The sequence below is a fragment of the Burkholderia seminalis genome, assembly GCF_001718535.1.
Lineage (GTDB): Bacteria > Pseudomonadota > Gammaproteobacteria > Burkholderiales > Burkholderiaceae > Burkholderia > Burkholderia seminalis.
Genome location: NZ_CP013398.1, coordinates 2,379,132 through 2,405,077, shown reverse-complemented (window position 1 = coordinate 2,405,077; position 25,946 = coordinate 2,379,132). Strand labels below are relative to the sequence as shown.

Below are 25,946 nucleotides of genomic sequence, written 5' to 3'. Positions count from 1 at the left end.
AGTCTTCATGCGCACTTTCCTTTCCCTCGGCCGCACGCTCGCGCTGGCCGCCGCCGTACTGGCGCCCGCCGCACACGCGAATAACGTGATCGTCCTCAACTCGGCCGAAGCGACGCTTTCCCTGATCGACCAGCAGACCCGCGAGGTCGTCAGCACGATGCCGACCGGCAAGGAGCCGCATCACCTGATGGCGACGCCCGACAATGCGTCGCTGATCGTCGCCAATTCGGTCTCGAACAGCCTGATGTTCCTCGATCCGAAGACGGGCAAGCTGCAGCGCACCGTCGAAGGGATCGACGATCCTTACCAGCTCGGCTTCTCGCCGGACCGCAAATGGTTCGCGGCGGCCGGCCTGCGGCTCGACCGCGTCGACATCTACGGTTACGACGGCCGCGACCTGCACCTCGTGAAGCGCGTGCCGCTCGCGGTGATGCCGAGCCACCTCGCATTCACGAAGGACAGCAAGACGCTGCTCGTGTCGCTGCAGGTGTCCGGCGAGATCGCGGCGATCGACCTGCCGACGCAGACGGTCAAGTGGAAGATGAAGGTCGGCAAGGTGCCGGCCGGCCTGTGGCTCACGCCGGACGACAAATTCCTGCTGGTCGGGATGACGGGCGCGGATTACGTCGCGGTCGTCGACTGGCGCAACCAGAAGGTCGTCAAGCAGATCTACACCGGCAAGGGCGCGCACAACTTCCGCTCGCTCGCCGACGGCACGCACGTCGCGGTGACGAACCGCGTCGCGAACACGATCAGCATCATCGACGAGAACACCCTCACCAACGTCGGCGACATCACCGGCCTGCTGCCGGGCCCCGACGACATGGAACTGTCCGCCGACAAGAAGACGCTGTGGGTGACGTTCCGCTTCGCGAAGAAGGTCGGGATCATCGACCTGGCGTCGCGCAAGCTGGTGCAGACGATCGCCGTCGGCCGCTCGCCGCACGGCATCTACTTCTACGACCGCGCGCCGTGGAAGGCGGCGAACGGCGCGTGACGGGCGGAGGCGAACGATGCTGCACCTGATCGATGCGTTCGTGTCGGACATCCAGACCTGGCTGTACGTCGACGTCGTGCAGCCGCTCCTCTTCAAGTTCAACCTGATGGACTATGACGAGGACACCTACGACGCGCTGTACTGGGTGATCATCGGCGCGTTGCAGATGGTGCTGATGTTCGCGTTGCTGCGCCCGCTCGAGGCGCTGCTGCCGGTCGAACGCTGGAAAAACCGCCGCGCGGTGCGGGTCGACGTGATCTACACGGCGATCTCGAAGCTCGGCATCTACACGCTGTTCTTCTTCTTCGCGCTGCAGCCGGTGTTCGACAGCTTCCAGTCCTGGCTGCGCCTGCACGGCGTCGCGAACGTCAATCTCGACTACCTGTGGCCGGGCGTGACCTCGCAGCCGATCGTCGCGTTCGCGATCTACCTTGTCGTGCTCGACTTCGCCGGCTACTGGTATCACCGCTGGCAGCACAAGTTCGGCATCTGGTGGGAGCTGCACGCGGTCCATCACAGCCAGCGGCAGATGTCGCTGTGGTGCGACGACCGCAACCACCTGCTCGACGACGTGATCCAGTCGTGCTTTTTCGCGGCGATCGCGCTCGTGATCGGCGTGACGCCGTCGCAGTTCGTCGTGCTGACCGCGTTCACGAACTTCATGCAGAGCATCCAGCATACGAATGCGCGCCTGTCGTTCGGCTGGCTCGGCGAGCGCCTGCTCGTCAGCCCGATCTTCCATCGGCGCCACCATGCGGTCGGCTACGGTCACGAAGGCACCAAGTACGGCTGCAACTTCGGCGTGCTGTTCCCGTGGTGGGACATGATGTTCGGCACCGCGTCGTGGAGTCGCACGGTCGAGCCGACCGGCATCCGCGAGCAGGTCGAGGGCGTGTCCTACGGCGACGGCTTCTGGTCGCAGCACGGCCTCGCGTTCGTGCGGATCTTCCGGCGTCTGTTCCCCGCGAAGCGCGGCGCGGCGTCGGCCTGACGCGATCCCGCTCCCGTTGAACGGCATTCCCACACGGCCCGCATGCGCTTCGGCGCATGCGGGCCGTGTGGTTTATCCTTTCCCCGTTTTTCTCCGTCGATACAGGTTCGCATGAACGACTTGCTGCGCTCCTTCGTCCGGGCGATCGCCAGCGCGCTGCACCCGCGCATGCTGTGGCTCACCCTGATGCCGTTCGTCGTCTCGGCGCTGCTGTGGGGCGCCGTGCTGTGGTTTTCGTGGCAGACGCTGCTGGATCTCGCGCGCGGCGCGCTCGACGGCTTCGTGCTGACGGCCGCGCTGTATCGCGCGTTCGATGCGATCGGCATGTCGCAGCTGCACGCGGTCGTCGCGCCGTTCGTGGTCGTGTCGCTCGCGATTCCGCTGATCGTGCTGACCGTGCTGCTGCTGATCGCGACGATCTCGATGCCGGTCGTGATCAAGCACCTGTCGAACCGGCAGTTCGCGGCGCTCGAGCCGAAGCGGGGCGGTACCTTTTTCGGCAGCGTGTTCAATTCGCTCGGCGCGGCGCTGGTCGGCGTCGTGCTGCTCGTCGTCACGATCCCGCTGTGGCTGATCCCGCCGTTCTTCGCGCTGCTGCCGCCGGTGATCTGGGGCTGGCTCACGTACCGCGTGATGACCTACGACGCGCTCGCGCTGCACGCGAGCCGCGACGAGCGCCGCGCGCTCGTGCGCCGCCACCGCTGGCCGCTGATCGGCATCGGCGTCGCGACCGGGCTGCTCGGCACCGTACCGACCTTCGTATGGGTGTCGTCGGTCTGGATGATGGTGCTGTTTCCATTCGTCGCGGCGGCCATGATCTGGGTTTACGCTTTCATCCTCGTCTTCTCGGCGCTGTGGTTCGGGCACTACTGCCTGCGCGCGCTGGAGGACCTGCGCGCGAGTGCGCGCGCCACCGCAATCGACATGGGGCAGGCATGAGCATCGGCATCATCATCATCGGCGACGAAATCCTTTCGGGCCGGCGGCAGGACAAGCATCTGGCGAAGGTCATCGAACTGCTCGGCGCGCGCGGCCTCGCGCTCGACTGGGCCGAATACGTCGGCGACGATCCGGCGCGCATCACGGCGACGCTCGCGCGTGCGATCGCGTCGGGCGACATCGTGTTCTCGACGGGCGGAATCGGCGCGACGCCGGACGACCACACGCGCCAGTGCGCGGCCGCCGCGCTCGGCGTGCCGCTCGAACTGCATCCGGAAGCGAAGGTGCTGATTTCGGAGCGGATCCGCGAAACGCATACCGATCCGGCCACGCCGGTCGACTTCGATTCGCCGGAGAACCAGCACCGCTTCAACATGGGCGTGTTCCCGGCGGGCGCGACCATCATCCCGAACGGCTATAACCGCATTCCCGGTTTTTCGGCCGGCGACCTGCACTTCGTGCCGGGTTTCCCGGTGATGGCCTGGCCGATGATCGAATGGGTGCTCGACACGAAGTACGCGCACCTGCATCACGCGACGCCGCACGCGGAGCGCTCGCTGTACGTGTTCGAGCTGCCGGAATCGACGCTCACGCCGCTGATGGAGCGCATCGAGCGCGATTTCCCGGGCGTGCGCGTGTTCAGCCTGCCGAGCGTCGGCGATGCGGAGCGCGGTGGCATCTATGCGCGCCGTCACATCGACCTCGGCGTGAAGGGCGAGCCGGAAGCCGTCGCGGCTGCGTTCGTGAAGCTGCGCGAAGGCGTGCACCTGCTCGGCGGCGACGTCGTCGAGCCCGATACGCCGCGCGCCTGAGCGGCCCGCCACGCGGCCGCAAAAAAAGCACGGGCCGCGCAACGCGGCCCGTCATCGGCATGTCATCGCCCGGCTCGACGATGAGGCTGTCGCCGCCGAGCGTCGTGCTTCGTCAGGCGCCGATCCACGGCAGTTTGCGGAAGCACCAGCCGTCGACCGTCTTGCGGTGGCCTTCGGCGTCCTTGGCGCCCTCGAAGCCTTCGAGCAGGTCGAACGCCTTCGTGAAGCCGGCCTGCGCGGACGCGACCGCGGCGAGCTTCGAGCGCGCGGCGCTGCGGCACAGGAACAGGATCGGCGTATCGGCCGGGAGGGCCGCCTTCAGTTCGTTGACGAATTCGGCGTTCGGCACGCCGCCCGGGTAGCGCGTCCATTCGAGGTGCAGGTACTGGCCGTCGCCGACGAGCGGGCGGCCGATCCAGTCGAGTTCGGCGCGCGTGCGCACGTCGACGAGGCGCGCGGACGGGTCGAGCTGCAGCAGTTCGAATGCCTCGACCGGCAGCAGCGCGCCGGCGTAGTTGAGCGCGCCTTGTGCGCGGCGTTCGTCGGCCTTCGCGTAAAGCTGGTCGAGCGTACTCATGGCAGGGAGTCTCCGTATCGGTCAAACGAACATTCTAGCGCGGCGTCGCGGTACGAACGCCCGTCTACCGACAGGCACATGCACCGCCACGCACTCACCAAAAGGGTGCAGAATGGCGTGCATGCACCAGAATGATTCCGCCGCGACGGCGCGCTGGCGTGATTGCACCGTTTCGGTGCGTTTGCGCGGCCGCCGGTGCGGTGGCCGGCCCCGGAATTGCGCAGCCGGGTCCCGTCGCGACGCGCTCCGGCGCGATTTACGTCGGTTTTGCGATGGCTGGCACGGATGCTGCTATATAGAATTCGGTCGAATCGGGGCGCGCTGCGCTAAAGCAAGACCCCGGTCAGCTCGATAAACGAGGCGGTTCCCAGTCCGCCGGAATTGTTCAATCAGGAGAAGAGGTTATGAGTAAAACCGTCGCCGACGTCATGCAGCTCGTGAAGGACGAGGACGTCAAGTTTGTCGATTTCCGCTTCACGGATACGCGCGGCAAGGAACAGCACGTGTCGGTGCCGGTTTCGGCGTTTGACGAAGACAAGTTCGAAAGCGGCCATGCATTCGACGGTTCGTCGATCGCGGGCTGGAAGGGCATCGAGGCGTCGGACATGCTGCTCATGCCGGACCCGAGCGCGGCCTTCGTCGACCCGTTCTACGAAGAGTCGACCCTCGTGCTGACCTGCGACGTGGTCGAGCCGGCAGACGGCAAGGGCTACGAGCGCGATCCGCGTTCGCTCGCGAAGCGCGGCGAAGCGTACCTGAAGAGCACGGGCATCGGCGACACGGCCTACTTCGGTCCGGAACCGGAATTCTTCATTTTCGACTCGGTCCAGTGGAACACGGACATGTCGGGCTGCTTCGTGAAGATCAACTCGGAAGAAGCACCGTGGTCGGCCGGCAAGGAATTCGAAGGCGGCAACACGGGCCACCGTCCGGGCACGAAGGGCGGTTACTTCCCGGTCGCGCCGGTCGACACGTTCCAGGACATGCGTTCGGAAATGTGCCTGCTGCTCGAACAGCTCGGTATCCCGGTCGAAGTGCACCACCACGAAGTGGCGGGCCAGGGCCAGAACGAAATCGGCACGAAGTTCTCGACGCTGGTGCAGCGCGCCGACTGGACGCAATGGTCGAAGTACATCATCCACAACGTCGCGCACTCGTACGGCAAGACGGCGACGTTCATGCCGAAGCCGGTCGTCGGCGACAACGGTTCGGGCATGCACGTTCACCAGTCGATCTGGAAGGACGGCCAGAACCTGTTCGCGGGCAACGGCTACGCCGGCCTGTCGGAACTGGCGCTGTTCTACATCGGCGGCATCATCAAGCACGCCCGTGCACTGAACGCGATCACGAACCCGACGACGAACTCGTACAAGCGTCTGGTCCCGCACTTCGAAGCACCGGTCAAGCTCGCTTACTCGGCACGCAACCGTTCGGCATCGATCCGCATTCCGCACGTGTCGAACCCGAAGGGCCGCCGCATCGAAACGCGCTTCCCGGATCCGATGGCGAACCCGTACCTGTGCTTCACGGCGCTGATGATGGCCGGCCTCGACGGGATCCAGAACAAGATCCATCCGGGCGAAGCCGCGGACAAGAACCTGTACGACCTGCCGCCGGAAGAGGATGCAAAGATCCCGACCGTCTGCGCGGGCCTCGACCAGGCACTCGAAGCGCTCGACAAGGATCGCGAGTTCCTGACGCGCGGCGGCGTGTTCACGGACGGCATGATCGACGCGTACCTCGCGCTGAAGGAGCAGGAGCTGGCGAAGTTCCGCATGACGACGCACCCGATCGAGTTCGAGATGTACTACTCGCTCTAATCGGCGATGGCGCGACGATTCAGCGCCATTTTGCCGGTTCGTTCCCGTCGCGCGGCCTGCGGCGGGAACGGCGGAGTCTGAAAGGGGACGGCGTCCAGCCGTCCCTTTTTTGTTCCGGTGATTTTCATTTTCTGGCCCGGTGAGGCGCGACAAGCACGCAGATGGTTCTGAAGAATCTGATCAAGGCGAAAACGGGGCAGCCCGAGCGACTGACGGACGACGAGCGGCTCGCGCGTTCGGGCCTGCTGGCGGGGCTGGAAGCGCTGCCGACGGTCGTGATCGTGCTCGACCGCAAGACGCTGCGGATCGCGTTCGCGAACCCGTCGGCGGAGGCGATGCTCGACATCTCGCGCCGGCAGCTCGCGCAGCGGCCGTGGGGCGAGATTTTTCCGAACGCGAACGAGCTGGCATCGACGATCACCGCGATCGGCGAGGAACGCTTTCACGCGACGCACCTCGATACCGTGCTCGACCGGCCCGGCCGCGAACCGCTGCATGTGCATGCGATCGTCGGCTTCCTCGAGTCGGCGCCCGATTTCGTGCTCGTCGAGCTGTTCGAGAACGAACGGCAGTCGCGTACCGACCGGGAAGAGCGCATCCACGACCTGACCGCGGTCAACAAGCAGCTGATCCGCAACCTCGCGCACGAGATCAAGAATCCGCTCGGCGGCATTCGCGGCGCAGCCCAGCTGCTCGAATTCGAACTGGGCGAGCGCGAGCGCGGCGAGTTGCGCGAATACACGCAGGTGATCATCAAGGAGTCCGATCGCCTGCAGACGCTCGTCGACCGGTTGCTGGAGCCGCATCGGCATCCGCACATCGTCGGCGACGTGAACATCCACGAAGTGTGCGAACGCGTGCGCGCGGTGATGCTCGCGGAGTTTCCGCGCGGGCTCACGATCGAGCGCGACTACGACGTGAGCGTGCCGGACCTGCGCGGCGACAAGGAGCAACTGATCCAGGCGCTGCTCAATATCGTGCGCAACGCGGCGCAGGCGCTGCGCGAGCGGATCGCGCAGGGCGACGCGAAGATCGAGCTGCGCACGCGCATCGCGCGCAAGATCACGATCGCGAAGCGCCTGTACCGGCTGGCACTGGACTTGCACGTGATCGACAACGGGCCCGGCATTCCGGACGAGATCCGCGACCGCATTTTCTATCCGCTCGTGTCCGGGCGCGAAGACGGCAGTGGTCTCGGCCTGACGCTCGCGCAGACTTTCGTGCAGCAGCACGACGGGATGATCGAGGTCGAAAGCCGGCCCGGACGTACCGAATTTCAGATTCTGCTGCCGCTCGACCATTGAGCGGCGACATTGCGATTCACCGGATTCACCCATACCTGACCGACCTATGAAGCCGATCTGGATAGTAGACGACGACCAATCGATCCGCTGGGTGCTTGAAAAGGCACTCGCCCGGGACAGCTTCGCGACGAAGAGCTTCGCGAACGTGCGCGATGCGCTGGCCGCGCTCGACCACGAGACGCCGCAGGTGCTCGTGTCCGACATCCGGATGCCGGGCGGCTCGGGCCTCGAGCTGCTGCAGGCGATGCACGAGCGGCTGCCGGGCTTGCCCGTCATCATCATGACGGCGTTCTCCGACCTCGATAGCGCCGTCGCGGCGTTCCAGGGCGGCGCGTTCGAATATCTCGCGAAACCGTTCGACGTCGATAAGGCCGTCGAGCTGATCCGCCGCGCGGTGGAGGAAAGCCTGCGCGGCGGCGCGCCGCAGGACGAGCGCGTTGCCGAGGCGCCCGAGATGCTCGGCCAGGCGCCCGCGATGCAGGACATGTTCCGCGCGATCGGCCGCCTGTCGCATTCGGCCGCGACCGTGCTGATCACCGGCGAATCGGGCACCGGCAAGGAGCTCGTCGCCCGGGCGCTGCATCGCCACAGCCCGCGCGCGAACGGCCCGTTCATCGCGCTGAACACCGCGGCGATTCCGAAGGACCTGCTCGAATCCGAGCTGTTCGGCCACGAGCGCGGCGCGTTCACCGGCGCGCAGACGACACGGCAGGGCCGTTTCGAGCAGGCCGAGAACGGCACGCTGTTCCTCGACGAAATCGGCGATATGCCGTTCGACCTGCAGACGCGCCTGCTGCGCGTGCTGTCGGACGGGCAGTTCTACCGCGTCGGCGGGCACAACCCGCTGCGCGCGAACGTGCGCGTGATCGCCGCGACCCACCAGAATCTCGAATCGCGCGTGCGGCAGGGGTTGTTCCGCGAGGACCTTTACCACCGGCTCAACGTGATCCGGCTGCGCCTGCCGCCGCTGCGCGAACGCAGCGAGGACATCGCGCTGCTTACGCGCCACTTCTTGCAGAAGAGCGCACGCGATCTCGGCGTCGAGCCGAAGCGCGTGTCCGACGACGCGCTCGCGTACCTGACGTCGCTGCCGTTTCCCGGCAATGTTCGGCAGCTCGAGAACCTCGCGAACTGGCTGACCGTGATGGCGCCCGCGCAGACGGTCGAGATCAAGGACCTGCCGCCCGATCTCGTGCCGGCCGGTGCGCCGGTCGTCGCGACGGGCGAAGGTGCGGATGCGCCCGGCAGCGCGCCGGCCGTGCCGCCCGCGCTCGGTGCGGCGCCGGCGGCGAGCGCGCCCGTCGCGGCCGCGCCGAACGGCAGCGTGCCGAACGGCTATCCGCTGTGGGAGCATGGCCTGCGCACCGAAGTCGCGCGGCTGTTGCGCGAGAATTCGGCCGACGTGATGGACGAGCTCGCACGCCGTTTCGAGGCGGCCGTGATCCGCGAGGCGCTCGACTTCACGCGGGGCCGCAAGGTCGAGGCCGCGGAGCGCCTCGGTATCGGCCGCAACACGATCACGCGCAAGATCCAGGAACTCCACCTGGAGCCCTGAGCACGAATCGCGGCATGCGCGCGCGTCGCGCATGCCGCGATCGGACATAATCGCGGTTTGCACGCCGTTTGCCATTCCGCCGATCCTCAATGTCCGATTCCTTCCGCTGGCCCGCCGGGGCCGACCCGTTCCGTTTTCTCGAAGCGCTCGACAGCAAGCGCGCCCGCACGTGGGTCGACGAGCAGAATGCGCGCACGCGCGCCGCGCTGCGCGACGACGATGCGTATCGCGCGCTGGCCGCGCGTCTCGCCAAGGCCTATCTGCCGCGTGAGCGCCCGGTGATTCCGACCCGCTGGCGCGACTGGGCGTACGACCTGTGGCAGGACGATCTCCATCCGAAGGGGCTGTGGCGCCGCGCGCGCTGGGACGACTGGCGTGCCGGTCGGCCCGCGTGGGAAACGCTGCTCGACGTCGATGCGCTCGGTGCCGAAGAGGGCGAGTCGTGGGTGTTCGAGCAGGATGCGATCCTGTATCCGGACGGCGATCGCGCGCTGCTGTCGCTGTCGCCGGGCGGTGCCGACGCGGTCGTCGTGCGCGAATTCGATCTCGTCGAACGCCGTTTCGTCGACGGCGGCTTCACGATCGACGAGCCGGGCCATCACACGGTCGGCTGGATCGACCGCGACACCGTCTACGTGAGCTGGGATTGCGGCGAAGCGCATGCGACCGCGGCCGGCTATCCGTACGAAGCGCGGCGCTGGGTGCGCGGCACGGCGCTCGCCGATGCGCCCGTCGTGTTCAGCGGCGAACCCGACGACATCAGCGCCGGGGCGTGGTGCGATCCGATCGATCGGCGTCACGTCGCGTGGCGCAGCGTCGACTTCTTCGACGCGCATGCGTACTGGCTGACCGACGCCGGCGAGTGGGCGCGCTACGACGTGCCGACGCACGTCGAGGTCGGGTTCTGGGAAGGCTGGCTCGTGCTGGAGCCGCGCCTCGACTGGGATTGCGACGGCGTGCGCCATGCGGGCGGCTCGCTGCTCGCGATCCGCGAGCAGGCGTTCCTGGCCGGGTCGCGCGCATTCACGACGCTGTTCGCGCCGCGGCCGACCACATCCGCGTGCACGTGGACGCACACGCGCACGATGCTGATCGCGAGCTGGCTCGACGACGTGCACAACCGGACGATGCTGTGGCAGCCTCGACAGGCCGACGACAGCACGTGGACATGGGACGCGCGGCCGTTCGAGTGGACGGGCGATGCGCAGATCGACGTCGAACCCGTCGAGGCGACGCTGAACGACGAGGTGTACGTCGACGTCGACACCTATCTCGATCCGCCCGAATGCTGGCTGGCCGATCTTGCCGATCGGGCGGACGATGCGCCGTCGCGCCGTGTGCTGCTCGACCGGCCGCCGGTGCAGTTCGAGGCGGCCGGGCTCGTCGTGCGCCGCGCGAGCGCGCGCTCGCGGGACGGCACGATGGTGCCGTACACGCTGATCGGGCCGCGCGATGCGCTCGATCCGGCCGACGGCGCCGCGCGCGTCGCGCGGCCGTGTTTGCTGTCGGGCTACGGCGGCTTTGCGATCCCGAACCTGCCGGGCTACAGCGACGCGTTCGGCATCGGGTGGCTCGAACGCGGCGGCGTGATGGCGTTCGCGCATATCCGCGGCGGCGGCGAGTTCGGGCCGCGCTGGCACGTCGACGCGCAGCGCGAACATCGGCAGCGTTCATTCGACGATTTCATCGCGGTGGCCGAGGATCTGGCCGCGACCGGCGTGACGACGGCCGCGCAGCTCGGGATCGAGGGCGGCAGCAACGGCGGATTGCTGGTCGCCGCGTGCATGATGCAGCGGCCGGAGCTGTTCGGCGCGGTGCTGTGCCGCGTGCCGCTGCTCGACATGCAGCGCTATCCGAAGCTGCACGCGGGCGCTGCATGGCTCGACGAATACGGCGACCCCGACGATCCGCGCGCGGGCGCGGCGCTGGCCGCGTATTCGCCGTATCACCGCGTGCGCGAAGGCGTCACGTATCCGCCGCTGCTGCTGACGACGTCGACGCGCGACGACCGCGTGCATCCCGCGCATGCGCGCAAGATGGCCGCGCGCATGCAGGCGCTCGGTCACGAACGGGTGTGGTATTGGGAGAACACCGACGGCGGCCACGGCAGCGCCGACGATCTGGAGCGTGCGGAGGCCGATGCGGCCGAGTTCGGCTTCCTGTGGGCCCATCTCGGGCCGGCGCCCGCGCGGCACTGAGCGCGCGGGCGGATGGGACGATCAGCCGACGACCGCGACGACGGGCGTGTGGTCGGACGGTTGTTCCCACGTGCGCGGCGTACGATCGACCTCGCACGACGTGCAGGTTTCCGCGAGCGCCGGCGACAGCAGGATGTGGTCGATGCGCAGCCCGGCGTTGCGGCGGAACGCCATCATCCGGTAGTCCCACCACGTGAAGGTTTTCTCGGGCTGCTCGAAGCGGCGGAACGCATCGACGAAGCCGAGCTCGATCAGTTGCGCGAAGTGCGCGCGCTCCTGCGGCGACACGAGGTTCTGGCCTTCCCATTTCGCGGGATCGTGCACGTCGCGGTCTTCCGGCGCGATGTTGTAGTCGCCGAGCAGCGCGAGCTTCGGGTAGCGCTGCAGCTCGGTGCGCAGCCACGCCTGCAGCGCGTCGAGCCATTGCATCTTGTAGACGAACTTGTCGGAGTCGGGCGCCTGGCCGTTCGGGAAGTACGCGGACACGATGCGCACGCCGTCGACCGTCGCGGCGACCACGCGCTGCTGCGGATCGTCGAAGCCGGGGATGTTGCGCACGATGTCCGATTCGTCGACGGCGAGCGACGCGCGCGCGAGGATCGCGACGCCGTTGTAGGTCTTCTGGCCCGTGAACCAGCTGCGATAGCCGATCGCCTCGAGATCGGCGCGCGGGAATTTCTCGTCAGGCAGCTTCAGTTCCTGCAGGCACAGTACGTCGGTGCCGCTTTGCGCGAGCCAGTCGAGCACATGCTGCTTGCGGACGTTGAGCGAGTTGACGTTCCAGGTGGCGATTTTCATGAACGGGAGTATGTGTGCGGCGTGAATGCGAAGGCCGCCATCTTACCGCGAGCATGCGGGGCGAACGCGCGCGAAACGCGACGCGGAGCAGGGCGCGGGCCACGCCGTCTGGAAGACGAGAGAAGAATTTGTGACAAAAGTGTTGACGTGAGTACTTCATCACCCTATAATTTATTTCTCTGACGCGGGGTGGAGCAGTCTGGCAGCTCGTCGGGCTCATAACCCGAAGGTCGTAGGTTCAAATCCTACCCCCGCAACCAAGCACACCAGACGATGTGCAGCGCAAGTGACCGATGCGCGCTTCGTCGACAGGAACCCGGCCCCGTGCCGGGTTTTTTGTTTTCCGCGTGCGATATCGCCGGCGCGGTTGTCGTGGTTACCGCGCCGCCCACTCCACGGCCGCCTTCGCATGCAGCGCGGTCGTGTCGAACACCGGCAGCGGCGAATCGTCCGCGCCGATCAGCAGCGTGATTTCCGTGCAGCCGAGAATCACGGCCTGCGCGCCGCGCCGCGCCAGTGCCTCGATGATCGACACGTAGGTCGCGCGCGATTTCGCCGCGACGATGCCGTGGCACAGCTCGTCGTAGATGATCCGGTGCACGTCGTCGCGCCCGCGTTCGTCCGGCACGAGCACGTCCATCCCGAATTTGTCGCGCAGCCGCTCCGCATAGAACGGCAACTCCATCGTGTAGCGCGTGCCGAGCAGCGCGACGCGCTCGACGCCCGCGTCGCGCAGCGCGCTGCCGGTCGGATCGGCAATGTGCAGGAACGGCAGCTTCACCGCGGCTTCGATCGCGTCGTGCACGCGATGCATCGTATTGGTCGTCAGCACGACGAGATCGGCGCCGGCCGCTTCGAGCTGGCGCGCCGCGTCGGCCATCCGTTCGCCGAGCGCCGCCCAGTCGTGCGTGCGCTGCAGCGCTTCGATTTCCGCGAAGTCGACCGTGACCAGCACGCTTTTCGCGTTGTGGTGGCCGCCATGCAGCGCCTTCGAATGCCGGTTGATCATCCGGTAGTACTCGGCCGACGATTCCCAGCTCATGCCGCCGATCAATCCGATCGTCTTCATCCGTCACCTTCTCGTTTGGTGTGTCGCGGCAGACGAGTATAGGCGTCGCTGCCGGCGCGCGGCCGGTACGATCCGCGCAAAGCGGGCCGGTACGGCGCAGCCGGGCGCGGCCGCACGCGACAGTTGAAACCGGCACTGTGTTTTTGTACAGTATCGGCACCGTGAACCCGACCACCATCCCGCCTGTCGATCCGCACGTGCCGCCACCGGGCGACGCGCTGCCGCGCATGCGCAAGATCATTCACTGCGACTGCGACTGTTTCTACGCGTCGGTCGAGATGCGCGACGATCCGTCGCTGCGCAACCGGCCGCTCGCGGTCGGCGGCCGGCCCGACCAGCGCGGCGTGATCGCGACCTGCAACTACGAGGCGCGGCGCTATGGCGTGCATTCGGCGATGTCGTCGGCGCTCGCGATGCGCAAGTGCCCGGACCTGCTGATCCTGCCGTCCGCGATGGACAAATACCGCGCGGCGTCGCGGCAGATCATGGCGATCTATCGCGACTACACGCCCGACGTCGAGCCGCTGTCGCTCGACGAGGCGTACCTCGACGTCAGCGGGTCCGAGCGGTGCCAGGGCAGTGCGACGCTGATCGCGCGCGAGATCCGCCAGCGCGTGTTCGACACGGTCGGCGTGACCGTGTCGGCCGGCGTCGCGCCGAACAAGTTCATCGCGAAGATCGCGTCGGACTGGAACAAGCCGGACGGCTTGTTCGTCGTGCGGCCGCACGAGATCGACGCGTTCGTCGCGGCGCTGCCGGTGCGCAAGCTGCACGGCGTCGGCAAGGTGACGGCCACGCGGCTCGACCGGCTCGGCATCCAGACCTGCGCGCAGTTGCGCGACTGGCCGCTGATCGACCTGCATCGCGAGTTCGGCGCATTCGGGCGGCGGCTGTACGAACTGTCGCGCGGCATCGACGAGCGGCCCGTGCAGGCCGACCAGGAGCGCAAGTCGGTCAGCGTCGAGACGACCTACGTGACCGACCTGACGACGCTCGAGCAATGCGCGGACGAGATTCGCCGCCTCGTCGTGCAGCTCGACGCGCGGATCGCGCGCGCTGGCGCCGCGCGGTCGATCCGCAAGCTGTACGTGAAGATCCGCTTCGCCGATTTCCAGCGCACGACGGTCGAATGCGTGGCCGACGCGACGCATGCGGAGACGGCCGTCACGCTGCTCGCGAAGGGGCTGCAGCGGCGCGCGCAGGCCGTACGGCTGCTCGGCGTCGGCGTGCGCATCGACGAGGACACGGCCGAGCGTCACGGGCAGTTCTCGCTGTTCGACGACGAAGCGCCCGCGCCATGAAAAAAGGCACCGCCGCGGCGGTGCCTGTCGATGCAGCCGGAAGGGTCGGGCGGCGCGCTCAGTGCGCGGGCGCGGCCATCCCGTTGTGGCGCAGCAGCGCATCGATTTCCGGCTCGCGGCCGCGGAACGCCTTGAACGAATCCATCGCCGGGCGGCTGCCGCCGACCTCGAGGATCTCGCGGCGATAGCGCGTGCCGGTGGCCGCGTCGAGCACGCTGCCGCTCTGGGCGGCCGCTTCCTCGAACGCCGCGTACGCGTCGGCCGACAGCACCTCGGCCCACTTGTAGCTGTAATAGCCGGCCGCGTAGCCGCCCGCGAAGATGTGGCTGAACGTGTTCGGCCAGCGCGAGAAGGCCGCCTGCGGAATCACGTGGTAGCGCTCGTTGATCTCGCGCGCGAACGCGGTCACGCCGGTGGCGCCGGCCGGGTCGAAGTCGACGTGCAGCAGCATGTCGAACATCGAGAACACGATCTGGCGCAGCGTGCCGAGCCCGCTCTGGAAATTCTTCGCGGCGATCATCTTGTCGAACAGCTCGCGCGGCAGCGCGGCGCCTGTATCGACGTGCGACGACATCGACGACAGCACGTCCCATTCCCAGCAGAAGTTTTCCATGAACTGCGACGGCAGCTCGACCGCATCCCATTCGACGCCGTTGATGCCCGACACGCCGAGTTCGTCGACGCGCGTGAGCATGTGGTGCAGCCCGTGGCCGAACTCGTGGAACAGCGTGATGACTTCGTCGTGCGTGAAGCACGCGGGCTTGCCGCCGATCGGCGCCGAGAAGTTGCAGGTGAGATACGCGACCGGCGTCTGCACGTCGCTGCCGCGCTTCGCACGCGAACGCGCGTCGTCCATCCATGCGCCGCCGCGCTTGCCTTCGCGCGCGTACAGGTCGAGATAGAACTGCGCGACGAGCGAGCCGTCGCGGTTCTCGACGCGGAAGAAGCGCACGTCCTTGTGCCACACCGGCGCTTCATCCGGCTTGATCCGCACGCCGAACAGCGTTTCGGTGACGGTGAACAGGCCCTTGAGCGCGGCCGGTTCCGGGAAGTACTGCTTGACCTCGTTTTCCGAGAACGCGTAGCGCTGCTGGCGCAGCTTCTCGGCCGCGTACGCGACGTCCCACGGCGCGAGTTCGGCGAGGCCGAGTTCCTTCGCGGCGAACGTGCGCAGCTCGTCCCAGTCCTTGTCCGCGTGCGGACGCGCGCGCGTCGCGAGATCCTCGAGGAAGGCGATGACCTGTTGCGGCGATTCGGCCATCTTCGGCGCGAGCGACACTTCGGCGAAATTGCGGTAGCCGAGCATCTGCGCCTCTTCGCGGCGCAGCTTCAGCTCGTCGGCGACGATCGCCGTGTTGTCCCATTCGGCCTTGCCGCCGCCGTACTGCGGCCCGAGTTCCGACGCGCGCGTCGCATAGGCGCGGTAGAGCGTCTCGCGCAGCGCGCGGTTCTCGGCGTACTGCAGCACCGGGAAGTACGACGGGAAGTGCAGCGTGAATTTCCAGCCTGCCTTGCCGTCCTTCTGCGCGGCTTCGCGGGCGGCCTCGATCGCATCGCCGGGCAAGCCGACCAGTTCGGCTTCGTCCTCGACGACATACGCGTACGCGTTGGTCGCGTCGAGCACGTGGTCGGAGAAGGCCTTCGACAGCGCGGCCTGCTGCTCCTGCAGTTCCGCGAAGCGCGGCTTCTGGTCCTCCGGCAGCTCGGCGCCCGACAGGCGGAAATCGCGCAGCGCGTTATCGAGGATCTTCTTGCGTTCGGTGGACAGCGTCGCGTATTCGGCGCTCGCGGCAATTGCCTTGTACTTCTCGTACAGCGCGAGATTCTGGCCGACGCTCGACCAGAACTCGGTCACGCGCGGCAGGTTTTCGCCGTAGGCGGCGCGCAGCTCCGGCGTGTCGGCGACCGCGTTCAGATGGCCGACGATGCCCCATGCGCGGCCGAGCGGCTCCGTGGCCTGCTCGACCGTCTCGACGACGGCGGCCCAAGTCGACGGCGTCTCCTGCGCGCTCGCGGTTTCGACCGCGCGGCTGGCGGCGTCGAGCAGCGTATCGAGTGCGGGCGTCACGTGTTCCGGGCGGATTTCGCCGAAACGGGGCAGGCCGGAGAAGTCGAGGAGCGGATTGGTGTTGGCGCTGGCGGACATAAGACTCCCTGTCTGTTGCCGGATGAACCGGGATGAAAAGGGTAACGGCGGCTGGGCGCGACGGCGCCCGATACTGACATTATTGGGGCGCATCGTGCGCTTTCCAATCGTTAGTTTCTAATGGCGCGATTGACGCAGGGTCGGATGCGTGGCCGCGCGCATCCGACAGCGGGCATCCGGGGACGGGCGTCCGGCGGCTTGCGGCCGGACGCGGTGCGGCCGCATCGACGCGGCCGGCGAGACGCCGGCGCACGCAGGCGCGCCGGCTGAACGGGGATGCGTCAGGCCGCGGCGGCAGCGGCGCGTTCGGCGGATTCGATCGTGTTGACCAGCAGCATCGTGATGGTCATCGGGCCAACGCCGCCCGGCACCGGCGTGATGTAGCCGGCCACTTCCTTCACGCCCGCGAAATCGACGTCGCCGCACAGCTTGCCCGCATCGTCGCGGTTCATGCCGACGTCGATCACCGTCGCGCCCGGCTTCACCATGTCGGCGGTCAGGATGTTGCGCTTGCCGACCGCGGCGACCACGATGTCGGCTTGCCGCGTGTGCGCGGCGAGGTCGCGCGTCTTGCTGTGGCAGATCGTCACGGTCGCGCCGGCGTCGAGCAGCATCATCGCCATCGGCTTGCCGACGATATTCGAACGGCCGATCACGACCGCATTCGCGCCCTGCAGCGCGATGCCGTGCGCCTCGAACATCTTCATCACGCCGTACGGCGTGCACGGGCGGAACAGCGGCTTGCCGGTCATCAGCGCGCCGGCGTTCGCGACGTGAAAGCCGTCGACATCCTTCTCCGGCGCGATCGCCTCGATCACCTTGTGGCTGTCGATATGCGCGGGCAGCGGCAGCTGCACGAGGATGCCGTGGATCTTCGGGTCGCGGTTCAGCTCGTCGATGCGCGCGAGCAGGTCGGCTTCCGACAGCGTGGCCGGGTAGGCATCCTTCAGCGAGAAGAAACCATTGTCCTCGCACGCCTTGATCTTGTTGCGCACGTAGACTTCGCTCGCCGGGTTTTCGCCGACGAGGATCACCGCGAGACCGGGCTGGTGGCCGCGAGCGGTCAGGGCGGCGGCGCGTTCGGCAGCCTGGGCGCGCAAGGTCTTCGAAAGGGCGTTGCCGTCGATGAGGAGGGCTGTCATGGTGGTGGGTCCTGCCGGGAAGTTGGAATGCGGGCGTACGGCGCCGGAAGCGCCGCAGCAAAGCACGCAATTATACCGTTCGCTTGCTGCCGTCCGACAGCGAATCAACGGGAAGCGTCATGGTCGCGGCGCGCGTGCGCCGGGAGGAAAGGCCGCCGCCGCGCGAGTGGGCCGCATCGCGCGGGGCGGCAAGCGCCGGTGGCGGGCCGGGCGGGCAGCGCCGCCGCGGCCGCTGAAGACGCTCAGGCCTGCTTCTTCGACAGCGCGAGGCGCAGCAGGTCGGCCACCGTGTTGACGTTGAGCTTTTCCATGATGTTCGCGCGGTGCGCTTCGACCGTCTTGATGCTGATGCCGAGATCGTCGGCGATCTGCTTGTTCAGGCGGCCCGCGATGATGCGTTCGAGCACCTGCTGCTCGCGCGCGGTCAGCTTCGACAGGCGCTCGCTCGCGGCACGCTGTTCCTGGACGCTCTTGCTTTCGCTTCGGGCCTTGTCGAGCATCCGCTCGACGAGCTTGCGCAGCTCGGCTTCGTCGAACGGTTTCTCGATAAAGTCCATCGCACCCTTTTTCATCGTCGACACGGCCATCGGCACGTCGCCGTGACCCGTGACGAAGATGATCGGCAGCGCGGCGTTGTCGGCGATCAGGCGCTCCTGCAGCTCGAGGCCGCTCATGCCCGACATCCGCACGTCGAGGATCAGGCACGCGATCTGGCCGGCCTGCTGCGCCGGCTGGTAGGCATCGAGGAACTGCTCGGCGCTCGAGAAGCATTGCACGCGATAGCCGTTCGCCTCCAGCAGCCAGCGCAGCGAGTCCCGTACGGCCTCGTCGTCGTCGACGACAAAGACGGTTTCCTGAGTGGTGGTGACAGGGCTATTCATAGTTCTCCCGTAACGGTATGTGATGCCGATGCCTCGCGCCCCCCTTGGCCGAGATCAGCGGGTTCCCCAATGGGCAGGCTGCAGTGGAACGTCGCGCCGGAAATGCGGCCATCCGGCTCGACGTTGTTGACCACCCACAGACGCCCCCGATGCGATTCGATGATCGAACGGCAGATGTTCAGCCCCATGCCCATGCCATCGGACTTGGTGCTGTAAAACGGTTCGAACAGGCGCTCGGCGGTCGCTTCGTCGACGCCCGGACCCTGGTCGATCACGCGGATGTCGACGAAACCCGCGTCGATGTCGGCGACGACGCGGATCACGCCGTCCGCCGAGGCCGGCTTCACGTCGGCCATCGCCTCGGCCGCGTTCTTCATCAGGTTCATCAACACCTGCTCGATCAGCACGGGGTCGACATAAATAATAGGCATTCTTGCGAGGATTTCCGTGACGATCCGGATCCTGCGCTTCCTGGCCTCGATTTCGGCGAGCCCGACCGCGTCGGCGACGATGTCCGCGACCCGGGCCGGCTGGCGCTTCGGCTCGCTGCGCTTCACGAATTCGCGGATCCGCTTGACGATCATCCCGGCGCGCAGCGCCTGCTGCGCGGTCTTTTCCAGCGCGGGCTGCAGCGTCTCGGGCGTGCCGCGGCCGCTCTTGACGAGCGCGAGCGTGCCCGAGCAGTAGTTGTTGATCGCGGCGAGCGGCTGGTTCAATTCGTGAGCAATCGACGACGCCATTTCACCCATCGTCATCAATCGGCTCGTGAACTGCAGCTTTTCTTCCTGCTGGTGCGCGAGTTCCTGCGCCTTCTTGCGGGTCGTGATGTCGGTCGCGATCTGCATCTGCGCGAGGTGGCCGTCGACCCACTGGATGTACTGGCGGCGCACCTCGAACCATTTCTGGATGCTTTCGACGTACACCTCCTGCGCGTCGGCGGTGCTGCTCGTCAGCGCGGCGGCCGGCAGGCCCGCGAACGCGTCGACCATGTCGATCGAGTCGGACGATGCCTGCGCGCGGTCGAAGCCGCCGCCCGACAGTTCCAGATGGCCGTCCGGGCGGATGCCGAACAGGTGGCGGTAGTAGCGGTTCGCGAACAGCAGCTCGGCTTCGTCGGCGGCGAGCACCGACACCGCGGCGTCGAGGCTTTCGAGCACCGTCGTGAAGCGTTCGTGCGCGGCCGCGAGTTCCTCGCGCGCGCGCTTCGGTTCGGTGATGTCGGTCATCGACGACATCCAGCCGGTCTGGCGGCCCGAGCTGTCGATCAGCGGCGACACGTACAGGCGCGCATGGAACAGCGTGCCGTTCTTGCGCCGCACGCGCAGCTCGAAGCCCGAGCTCGGCGCCTTGCCGCGCAGCGTCATGTCGAGCTGGCGCTGCATTTCCGGGTAGGCGTCGCGCGGCCAGTACGGGAACGGCGCGACCTTGCCGACGAGGTCGGTTTCGTCCCAGCCCGTCATCCGGCAGAACGCGGGGTTCACGTGCGTGATGCGGCCGTGCATGTCGAGCACGCGCATGCCGATCAGCACCGAGTTTTCCATCGCGCGGCGGAAGAACGCTTCCGCGTACAGCGCCTGCTGCGCCTCGAAGCGCTGGCGCGTGTGCTTCCACAGGCTCCAGAGGCTCCACAGCACGAAGCACGACAGGCCGGCGACGAGCCACACGAGCGTGTTGTTGGTCAGGTTCGTGAGCTGCGGGAATGCGTACACGCGCACCGTCAGCCCCTGGCCGGGCGGATCGAGCGGCAGGTCGTAGTGCGAGTCGCGCGGCAGGCGCGGGCGCGTCGACGTGGACGACAGCTCGCGGTTGTTCGCGTCGGTGATCGAGATCTTGTACTTCGACGACAGTTCCTGCGGGATGTCGTGCTTCAGGATGCCCTCGACCGAGAACACCGCGGCGATCGAGCCGAGATATTCGCGGTCGCCGCGCATCACGGGCGTCTGCAGCGTGATGAAGCCGTTGCCGAAGTCGTCGTAGATCAGCGGCGAATAGGCCTGGCGGCGCGTGCTGCGCGCTTCGTCGTACGCGCCGCGCACGGCGTCCTGCATCTGCGCGTCGCCCGGCTTCGCGAGCCGCTGGCCGAGCAGCGGCGGATGCACGGTCGGCCAGCGCTGCACGCCGGGCGCGGTGTACCAGTTCAGGTAGAGGATTTCCGGATGCGTCTGCATCACGTCCGCGACGGCCATCTGGAATGCGTTCTGGTCGAGGCGGCCCGACGCGAGATCGCGCGACAGCGCCTGCAGCTGTTCCTGCGCGCCCGTCATCGACAGGCGGATCTGTTGCTGCGCCCAGGCGACGTTACGGAACAGGGTGTCTTCCTGCTGCTGCTGTTCGCGGCGATTGAGGCTCCACAGGATGAGGCTCATCACCACGAGAAATACCAGGATCGACAGCAGCGGCGTCAGCAAATAGGAATTGGACCACCACGGTCCGTGGTGCCAACGGGACGGCTGCGACTCCGCCGGCGGGCCCGACGGTCGCGCCGAGCGTGCGAAAAGCCGATCGGTCAACATGGCAGGATTGTAGCGCAGCGCAATACATGGAAAACCGGTACCGGATATGTTGAACGGAAACGGATTTGTTCCGCCGTGGCGTGCCGCCGCGCCCCGAAGCATGGGTGCGGCGCAGCAATATTCCGCATTACGAGAAAAGATCTCACAATTCGAAAATTTTGTTGCGCAGGCCCGCGCACGCTCATTACAATCCGCTGGAGCTTGCCCGCAGCCGGCCGCGTCGCGTCGTCTGCATGAGAGCGATCCTCACATTCCAGGACCCAGGAGACGAGAATGTCCGCTGTACCGAACGAAGTGATGAAATATGTCGCCGCCGATCGTGACGACGACCCGCAAGAAACCATCGAGTGGCTGGAGTCGCTCGATGGCGTGATCTCCTCCGTGGGCACCGGCCGCGCGCATTACCTGATCGAAAAACAGATCGAGTTCGCCCGCATGCACGGCGAGCACCTGCCGTTCTCCGCCAACACCCCGTACATCAACACGATCCCGGTCGAAGCCCAGGCGAAGATCCCGGGCGACCAGGACATCGAGCACCGCATCCGTTCGTACACGCGCTGGAACGCGCTGGCGATGGTGCTGCGTGCCGGCAAGGACACGAACGTCGGCGGCCACATCGCCTCGTTCGCATCGGCCGCGACGCTCTACGACGTCGGCTACAACCACTTCTGGCACGCGGCGTCCGACCAGCACGGCGGCGATCTCGTGTTCGTGCAGGGTCACTCGTCGCCGGGCGTGTACTCGCGCGCGTTCCTGCTCGGCCGCCTGAAGGAAGAGCAGCTCGACAACTTCCGCCAGGAAGTCGACGGCCAGGGCATCTCGTCGTACCCGCACCCGTGGCTGATGCCGGACTTCTGGCAATTCCCGACCGTGTCGATGGGTCTCGGCCCGATCATGGCGATCTACCAGGCGCGCTTCATGAAGTACCTGCAGGCGCGCGGCATCGCGAAGACGGAAGGCCGCAAGGTGTGGGCGTTCCTCGGCGACGGCGAGACGGACGAACCGGAATCGCTCGGCGCGATCGGGATGGCGAGCCGCGAGAAGCTCGACAACCTCGTGTTCGTGATCAACTGCAACCTGCAGCGTCTCGACGGCCCGGTGCGCGGCAACGGCAAGATCATCCAGGAACTCGAATCGGAATTCCGCGGCGCCGGGTGGAACGTGATCAAGGTCATCTGGGGCAGCCGCTGGGATGCGCTGTTCGCGCGCGACAAGTCGGGCGCGCTGATGCGCCGCATGATGGAAGTCGTCGACGGCGAATACCAGACGTACAAGTCGGAGTCGGGCGCGTTCGTTCGCGAGCACTTCTTCAACACGCCTGAACTGAAGGCGCTCGTCGCCGACTGGTCGGACGACGACATCTGGGCGCTGAACCGCGGCGGCCACGATCCGCACAAGATCTACGCGGCGTTCCACGAAGCGTCGAACACGAAGGGCGCGCCGACCGTCATCCTCGCGAAGACCATCAAGGGCTACGGGATGGGCGAGTCGGGCCAGGCGATGAACATCACGCACCAGCAGAAGAAGCTGCCGGTCGAGCAACTGAAGAAGTTCCGTGACCAGTTCCGTCTGCCGATCACCGACGAGCAGATCGCCGACGTGCCGTACCTCAAGTTCGAGGAAGGTTCGAAGGAACTCGAATACATGCGCCAGAAGCGCATGGACCTCGGCGGCTACCTGCCGCATCGCCGCGAGAAGGCGACGTCGCTGCCGGTGCCGGCGCTCGACGCGTTCGAGCCGCTGCTGAAGGGCACGGGCGAAGGCCGCGAGATCTCGACGACGATGGCGTTCGTGCGGATCCTGAACATCCTGCTGAAGGACAAGGCGCTGGGCAAGCGCGTGGTGCCGATCGTCCCGGACGAATCGCGTACGTTCGGCATGGAAGGCCTGTTCCGCCAGATCGGCATCTGGAACCAGGAAGGCCAGAAGTACGTGCCGGAAGATTCCGACCAGCTGATGTTCTACAAGGAATCGGAAACCGGCCAGATCCTGCAGGAAGGCATCAACGAAGCGGGCGGCATGTGCGACTGGATCGCGGCGGCGACGTCGTACTCGACGCACGGCGAGATCATGGTGCCGTTCTACATCTTCTATTCGATGTTCGGCTTCCAGCGGATCGGCGACCTCGCATGGGCCGCGGGCGACATGCGTTCGCGCGGCTTCCTGCTCGGCGGCACGGCGGGCCGCACGACGCTGAACGGCGAAGGCCTGCAGCACGAAGACGGCCACTCGCTCCTGTGGGCGGCATCGGTGCCGAACTGCGTGAGCTACGACCCGACGTTCGGCTATGAACTCGCCGTGATCGTCCAGGACGGCCTGCGCCGCATGGTGCAGGACCAGGAAGACGTGTACTACTACATCACGGTGATGAACGAGAACTACGAGCACCCGGCGATTCCGCAGGGCGACCACGTGGCGGCCGACATCATCAAGGGCATGTACGCGTTCAGGAAGGCCGACGCCGACAAGAAGGCGCCGCGCGTCCAGCTGCTCGGCGCGGGCACGATCTTCAACGAAGTGATCGCCGCCGCCGACCTGCTGAAGAACGACTGGGGCGTCGCCGCCGACCTGTGGAGCGTGCCGAGCTTCACCGAGCTCGCGCGCGAAGGCCATCAGGTCGAACGCTGGAACCTGCTCCATCCGACCGAAGAGCGTCGCCTGTCGCACGTGCAGAAGTGCCTGAAGGACACGCAGGGCCCGGTCATCGCATCGACCGACTACGTCCGTGCGCTGGTCGACCAGATCCGCGGCCAGATCGATCGCCGCTTCGTCGTGCTGGGCACGGACGGCTTCGGCCGCTCGGATACCCGCGAAAAGCTGCGTCACTTCTTCGAAGTCGACCGTCACTGGGTCACCGTCGCCGCGCTCAACGCGCTGGCCGACGAAGGCACGATCGAGCGCAAGGTGGTCGCGGACGCGATTGCCAAGTACAACCTCGATCCGTCCAAGCCCAACCCGATGACCGTTTAACGCACACGCCGTGTAATGCCCGCGTCGCTCCCGCGAGGAGCGCGCGCGGCCATGGAGACAGAAACAGATGAGTCAAGCGATCGAAGTGAAGGTGCCGGATATCGGCGATTACAAGGACGTGCCGGTGATCGAGATCGGCGTGAAGGTCGGCGATACGGTCGAGCCCGAGCAGTCGCTCGTCACGCTCGAGTCCGACAAGGCGACGATGGACGTGCCGAGCCCGGTGGGCGGCGTCGTGAAGGAAATCAAGGTCAAGGTGGGCGATTCCGTGTCGGAAGGCTCGCTGATCATCCTGCTCGAAGGCGCCGGCGCGGCGCAGGCCAACGGCGCGACTGCACCGGCCGCAGCGCCCGCTCCGGCGGCAGCGCCGGCCCCGGCCGCGGCTGCACCGGCGGCCGCACCGGCAGCAGCCGGCGGCACGCTCGAAGTGAAGGTGCCCGACATCGGCGATTACAAGGACGTGCCGGTGATCGAGATCGGCGTGAAGGTCGGCGACACGGTCGAGAAGGAACAGTCGCTCGTCACGCTCGAATCCGACAAGGCGACGATGGACGTGCCGAGCCCGGCCGCCGGCGTCGTGAAGGACATCAAGGTCAAGGTGGGCGATTCGGTATCGGAAGGCACGCTGATCGTGCTGCTCGAAGCCGCAGGCGCGTCCTCTGCCGCTGCGCAGGCCAGCGCACCGGCGCCGGCTGCGGCCGCGCCGGCTCCGGCACCCGCCGCCGCACCGGCACCCGCGAAGGCAGCGCCGGCACCGGCTGCCGCCGCACCGGCCGCCGCGCCGTCGGGCGAGTACCGCGCGAGCCATGCATCGCCGTCGGTGCGCAAGTTCGCGCGCGAACTCGGCGTCGACGTCGCACGCGTGCAGGGTTCGGGCCTGAAGGGCCGCATCACGAAGGACGACGTCACCGGTTTCGTGAAGGGCGTGATGACGGGCCAGCGCGCGGCACCGGGTGCAGCAGCGGCTGCGCCGGCAGGCGGCGGTGAGCTGAACCTGCTGCCGTGGCCGAAGGTCGACTTCTCGAAGTTCGGCCCGTTCGAGGCGAAGCCGCTGTCGCGCATCAAGAAGATTTCCGGCGCGAACCTGCATCGCAACTGGGTGATGATCCCGCACGTCACGAACAACGACGAAGCGGACATCACCGAGCTCGAAGCGCTGCGTGTCCAGCTGAACAAGGAACACGAAAAGGCGGGCGTGAAGTTCACGATGCTCGCGTTCGTGATCAAGGCAGTCGTCGCCGCACTGAAGAAATTCCCGACCTTCAACGCGAGCCTCGACGGCGACAACCTCGTGTTCAAGCAGTACTTCCACGTCGGTTTCGCGGCCGATACGCCGAACGGCCTCGTCGTGCCGGTGATCCGCGATGCGGACAAGAAGGGCCTCGTCGACATCGCGAAGGAAATGAGCGACCTGTCGAAGGCCGCGCGCGAAGGCAAGCTGAAGCCGGACCAGATGCAGGGCGGCTGCTTCTCGATCTCGTCGCTCGGCGGGATCGGCGGCACGAACTTCACGCCGATCATCAACGCGCCGGAAGTGGCGATCCTCGGGTTGTCGCGTGGGCAGATGAAGCCGGTGTGGGACGGCAAGCAGTTCGTGCCGCGTCTCATGCTGCCGCTGTCGCTGTCGTATGACCACCGTGTCATCGACGGTGCGGAGGCCGCACGGTTCAACGCGTATCTCGGTGCGTTGCTGGCCGATTTCCGCCGCATCATTCTTTGATGAGATGAGGGGCTCGCGGGGGCGTGGTTCTTGTCGGTTCGCCACGCGCTTGTCGTTGAACCTGTTTTGCCAACGGTCTGCCGGCGTCGCCCCTGCGCGGGGCGGCGGTCACTTTTCTTTGTCTTCCAAAGAAAAGTGACCAAAAGAAAGGCGCGTCCTTGGGCGGACGGCAAAGGTAGTCCTGCCCAACGTCGCGTGCTCTTGTCAGGCCGC

At 66.8% G+C, this 25,946-nt stretch carries 18 protein-coding genes, 1 tRNA gene and 1 pseudogene; 13 read left to right on the top strand and 7 right to left on the bottom strand.

The genetic code is table 11. The features are described 5' to 3' along the window. Positions 1-7 precede the first annotated feature (7 nt). The 4 genes from WJ12_RS10875 (at position 8) to WJ12_RS10860 (ending at position 3,739) form a co-directional block, all read left to right on the top strand. Entirely contained in the window at positions 8-997 is a 990-nt protein-coding gene (locus WJ12_RS10875; protein ID WP_034188964.1) for a YVTN family beta-propeller repeat protein, read from the top strand. Between the two features lie 16 nt (positions 998-1,013). After that, positions 1,014-1,988 (top strand): sterol desaturase family protein, encoded by a 975-nt coding sequence (locus WJ12_RS10870; RefSeq protein ID WP_034188963.1) that lies wholly within the window; start codon positions 1,014-1,016, stop codon positions 1,986-1,988. A 111-nt stretch (positions 1,989-2,099) separates the two neighbouring features. Next, positions 2,100-2,927: an EI24 domain-containing protein gene (locus WJ12_RS10865; RefSeq protein WP_034188962.1), complete on the top strand. Its 828-nt coding sequence runs from the start codon at positions 2,100-2,102 to the stop codon at positions 2,925-2,927. Continuing rightward, positions 2,924-3,739 carry a competence/damage-inducible protein A gene (locus WJ12_RS10860; RefSeq protein ID WP_049034902.1) on the top strand — a complete coding sequence of 272 codons (816 nt, stop codon included), beginning with the start codon at positions 2,924-2,926 and terminating at the stop codon, positions 3,737-3,739. The genes WJ12_RS10865 and WJ12_RS10860 overlap by 4 nt, the downstream gene beginning before the upstream one ends. 112 nt (positions 3,740-3,851) lie before the next feature. On the opposite strand, the gene WJ12_RS10855 is transcribed toward WJ12_RS10860, so the two are convergent. Next, a complete protein-coding gene (locus tag WJ12_RS10855) occupies positions 3,852-4,316 on the bottom strand; it encodes a rhodanese-like domain-containing protein (RefSeq protein ID WP_006478364.1) in 465 nt (154 codons plus the stop codon). Positions 4,317-4,720: 404 nt separating this feature from the next. On the opposite strand from WJ12_RS10855, the gene glnA reads away from it, so the two are divergent. The 4 genes from glnA (at position 4,721) to WJ12_RS10835 (ending at position 11,193) form a co-directional block, all read left to right on the top strand. Then, the gene (glnA, locus tag WJ12_RS10850) at positions 4,721-6,136 is read left to right on the top strand and encodes a type I glutamate--ammonia ligase (RefSeq protein ID WP_017331833.1); all 1,416 of its coding nucleotides are present in this window, start codon (positions 4,721-4,723) and stop codon (positions 6,134-6,136) included. A 161-nt stretch (positions 6,137-6,297) separates the two neighbouring features. Continuing rightward, positions 6,298-7,440 (top strand): nitrogen regulation protein NR(II), encoded by a 1,143-nt coding sequence (gene glnL, locus WJ12_RS10845; RefSeq protein ID WP_034188960.1) that lies wholly within the window; start codon positions 6,298-6,300, stop codon positions 7,438-7,440. 46 nt (positions 7,441-7,486) lie between these two features. After that, positions 7,487-8,995 carry a nitrogen regulation protein NR(I) gene (gene ntrC, locus WJ12_RS10840; protein ID WP_059562047.1) on the top strand — a complete coding sequence of 503 codons (1,509 nt, stop codon included), beginning with the start codon at positions 7,487-7,489 and terminating at the stop codon, positions 8,993-8,995. Between the two features lie 89 nt (positions 8,996-9,084). Further along, positions 9,085-11,193: a prolyl oligopeptidase family serine peptidase gene (locus tag WJ12_RS10835; protein ID WP_059562045.1), complete on the top strand. Its 2,109-nt coding sequence runs from the start codon at positions 9,085-9,087 to the stop codon at positions 11,191-11,193. Positions 11,194-11,214: 21 nt separating this feature from the next. Here the strand turns inward: WJ12_RS10835 and xth are convergent, their stop codons facing one another. After that, complete coding sequence (xth, locus tag WJ12_RS10830) at positions 11,215-11,991, bottom strand: exodeoxyribonuclease III (protein WP_034188957.1); 777 nt, start codon at positions 11,989-11,991, stop codon at positions 11,215-11,217. A gap of 183 nt (positions 11,992-12,174) precedes the next feature. Here xth and WJ12_RS10825 point away from each other — a divergent pair. Beyond that, positions 12,175-12,251 (top strand) — tRNA-Met (locus WJ12_RS10825). A 116-nt stretch (positions 12,252-12,367) separates the two neighbouring features. Here the strand turns inward: WJ12_RS10825 and WJ12_RS10820 are convergent. After that, the gene (locus tag WJ12_RS10820; RefSeq protein ID WP_059562043.1) at positions 12,368-13,060 is read right to left on the bottom strand and encodes an aspartate/glutamate racemase family protein; all 693 of its coding nucleotides are present in this window, start codon (positions 13,058-13,060) and stop codon (positions 12,368-12,370) included. A gap of 137 nt (positions 13,061-13,197) precedes the next feature. Between WJ12_RS10820 and dinB the strand changes: the two genes are divergently transcribed. Further along, positions 13,198-14,361 (top strand): DNA polymerase IV, encoded by a 1,164-nt coding sequence (dinB, locus tag WJ12_RS10815; protein WP_059562040.1) that lies wholly within the window; start codon positions 13,198-13,200, stop codon positions 14,359-14,361. Between the two features lie 58 nt (positions 14,362-14,419). Here the strand turns inward: dinB and WJ12_RS10810 are convergent, their stop codons facing one another. The 4 genes from WJ12_RS10810 to fixL form a co-directional block, all read right to left on the bottom strand. Then, on the bottom strand, positions 14,420-16,507 hold the full coding sequence (locus WJ12_RS10810) for a M3 family metallopeptidase (protein WP_059562036.1): 2,088 nt from the start codon (positions 16,505-16,507) through the stop codon (positions 14,420-14,422). Positions 16,508-16,788: 281 nt separating this feature from the next. Continuing rightward, positions 16,789-17,649 (bottom strand): bifunctional methylenetetrahydrofolate dehydrogenase/methenyltetrahydrofolate cyclohydrolase FolD, encoded by an 861-nt coding sequence (gene folD / locus WJ12_RS10805; protein ID WP_034188953.1) that lies wholly within the window; start codon positions 17,647-17,649, stop codon positions 16,789-16,791. A gap of 242 nt (positions 17,650-17,891) precedes the next feature. Beyond that, positions 17,892-18,530 (bottom strand): oxygen response regulator transcription factor FixJ, encoded by a 639-nt coding sequence (gene fixJ, locus WJ12_RS10800; RefSeq protein ID WP_006493245.1) that lies wholly within the window; start codon positions 18,528-18,530, stop codon positions 17,892-17,894. Then, a complete protein-coding gene (fixL, locus tag WJ12_RS10795) occupies positions 18,527-21,043 on the bottom strand; it encodes an oxygen sensor histidine kinase FixL (RefSeq protein ID WP_034188952.1) in 2,517 nt (838 codons plus the stop codon). Before fixL ends, fixJ begins: the two co-directional genes overlap by 4 nt. Here fixL and WJ12_RS37180 point away from each other — a divergent pair. The 3 genes and pseudogenes from WJ12_RS37180 to aceF form a co-directional block, all read left to right on the top strand. Next, positions 20,963-21,180: pseudogene (locus tag WJ12_RS37180) on the top strand (hypothetical protein); the annotation flags it as partial. The gene fixL and the pseudogene WJ12_RS37180 sit on opposite strands and share 81 nt — an antisense overlap. Before the next feature lie 136 nt (positions 21,181-21,316). Continuing rightward, entirely contained in the window at positions 21,317-24,013 is a 2,697-nt protein-coding gene (gene aceE / locus WJ12_RS10790; RefSeq protein WP_034188951.1) for a pyruvate dehydrogenase (acetyl-transferring), homodimeric type, read from the top strand. Between the two features lie 67 nt (positions 24,014-24,080). Next, positions 24,081-25,733 (top strand): dihydrolipoyllysine-residue acetyltransferase, encoded by a 1,653-nt coding sequence (aceF, locus tag WJ12_RS10785; protein WP_059562034.1) that lies wholly within the window; start codon positions 24,081-24,083, stop codon positions 25,731-25,733. Positions 25,734-25,946 lie beyond the last annotated feature (213 nt).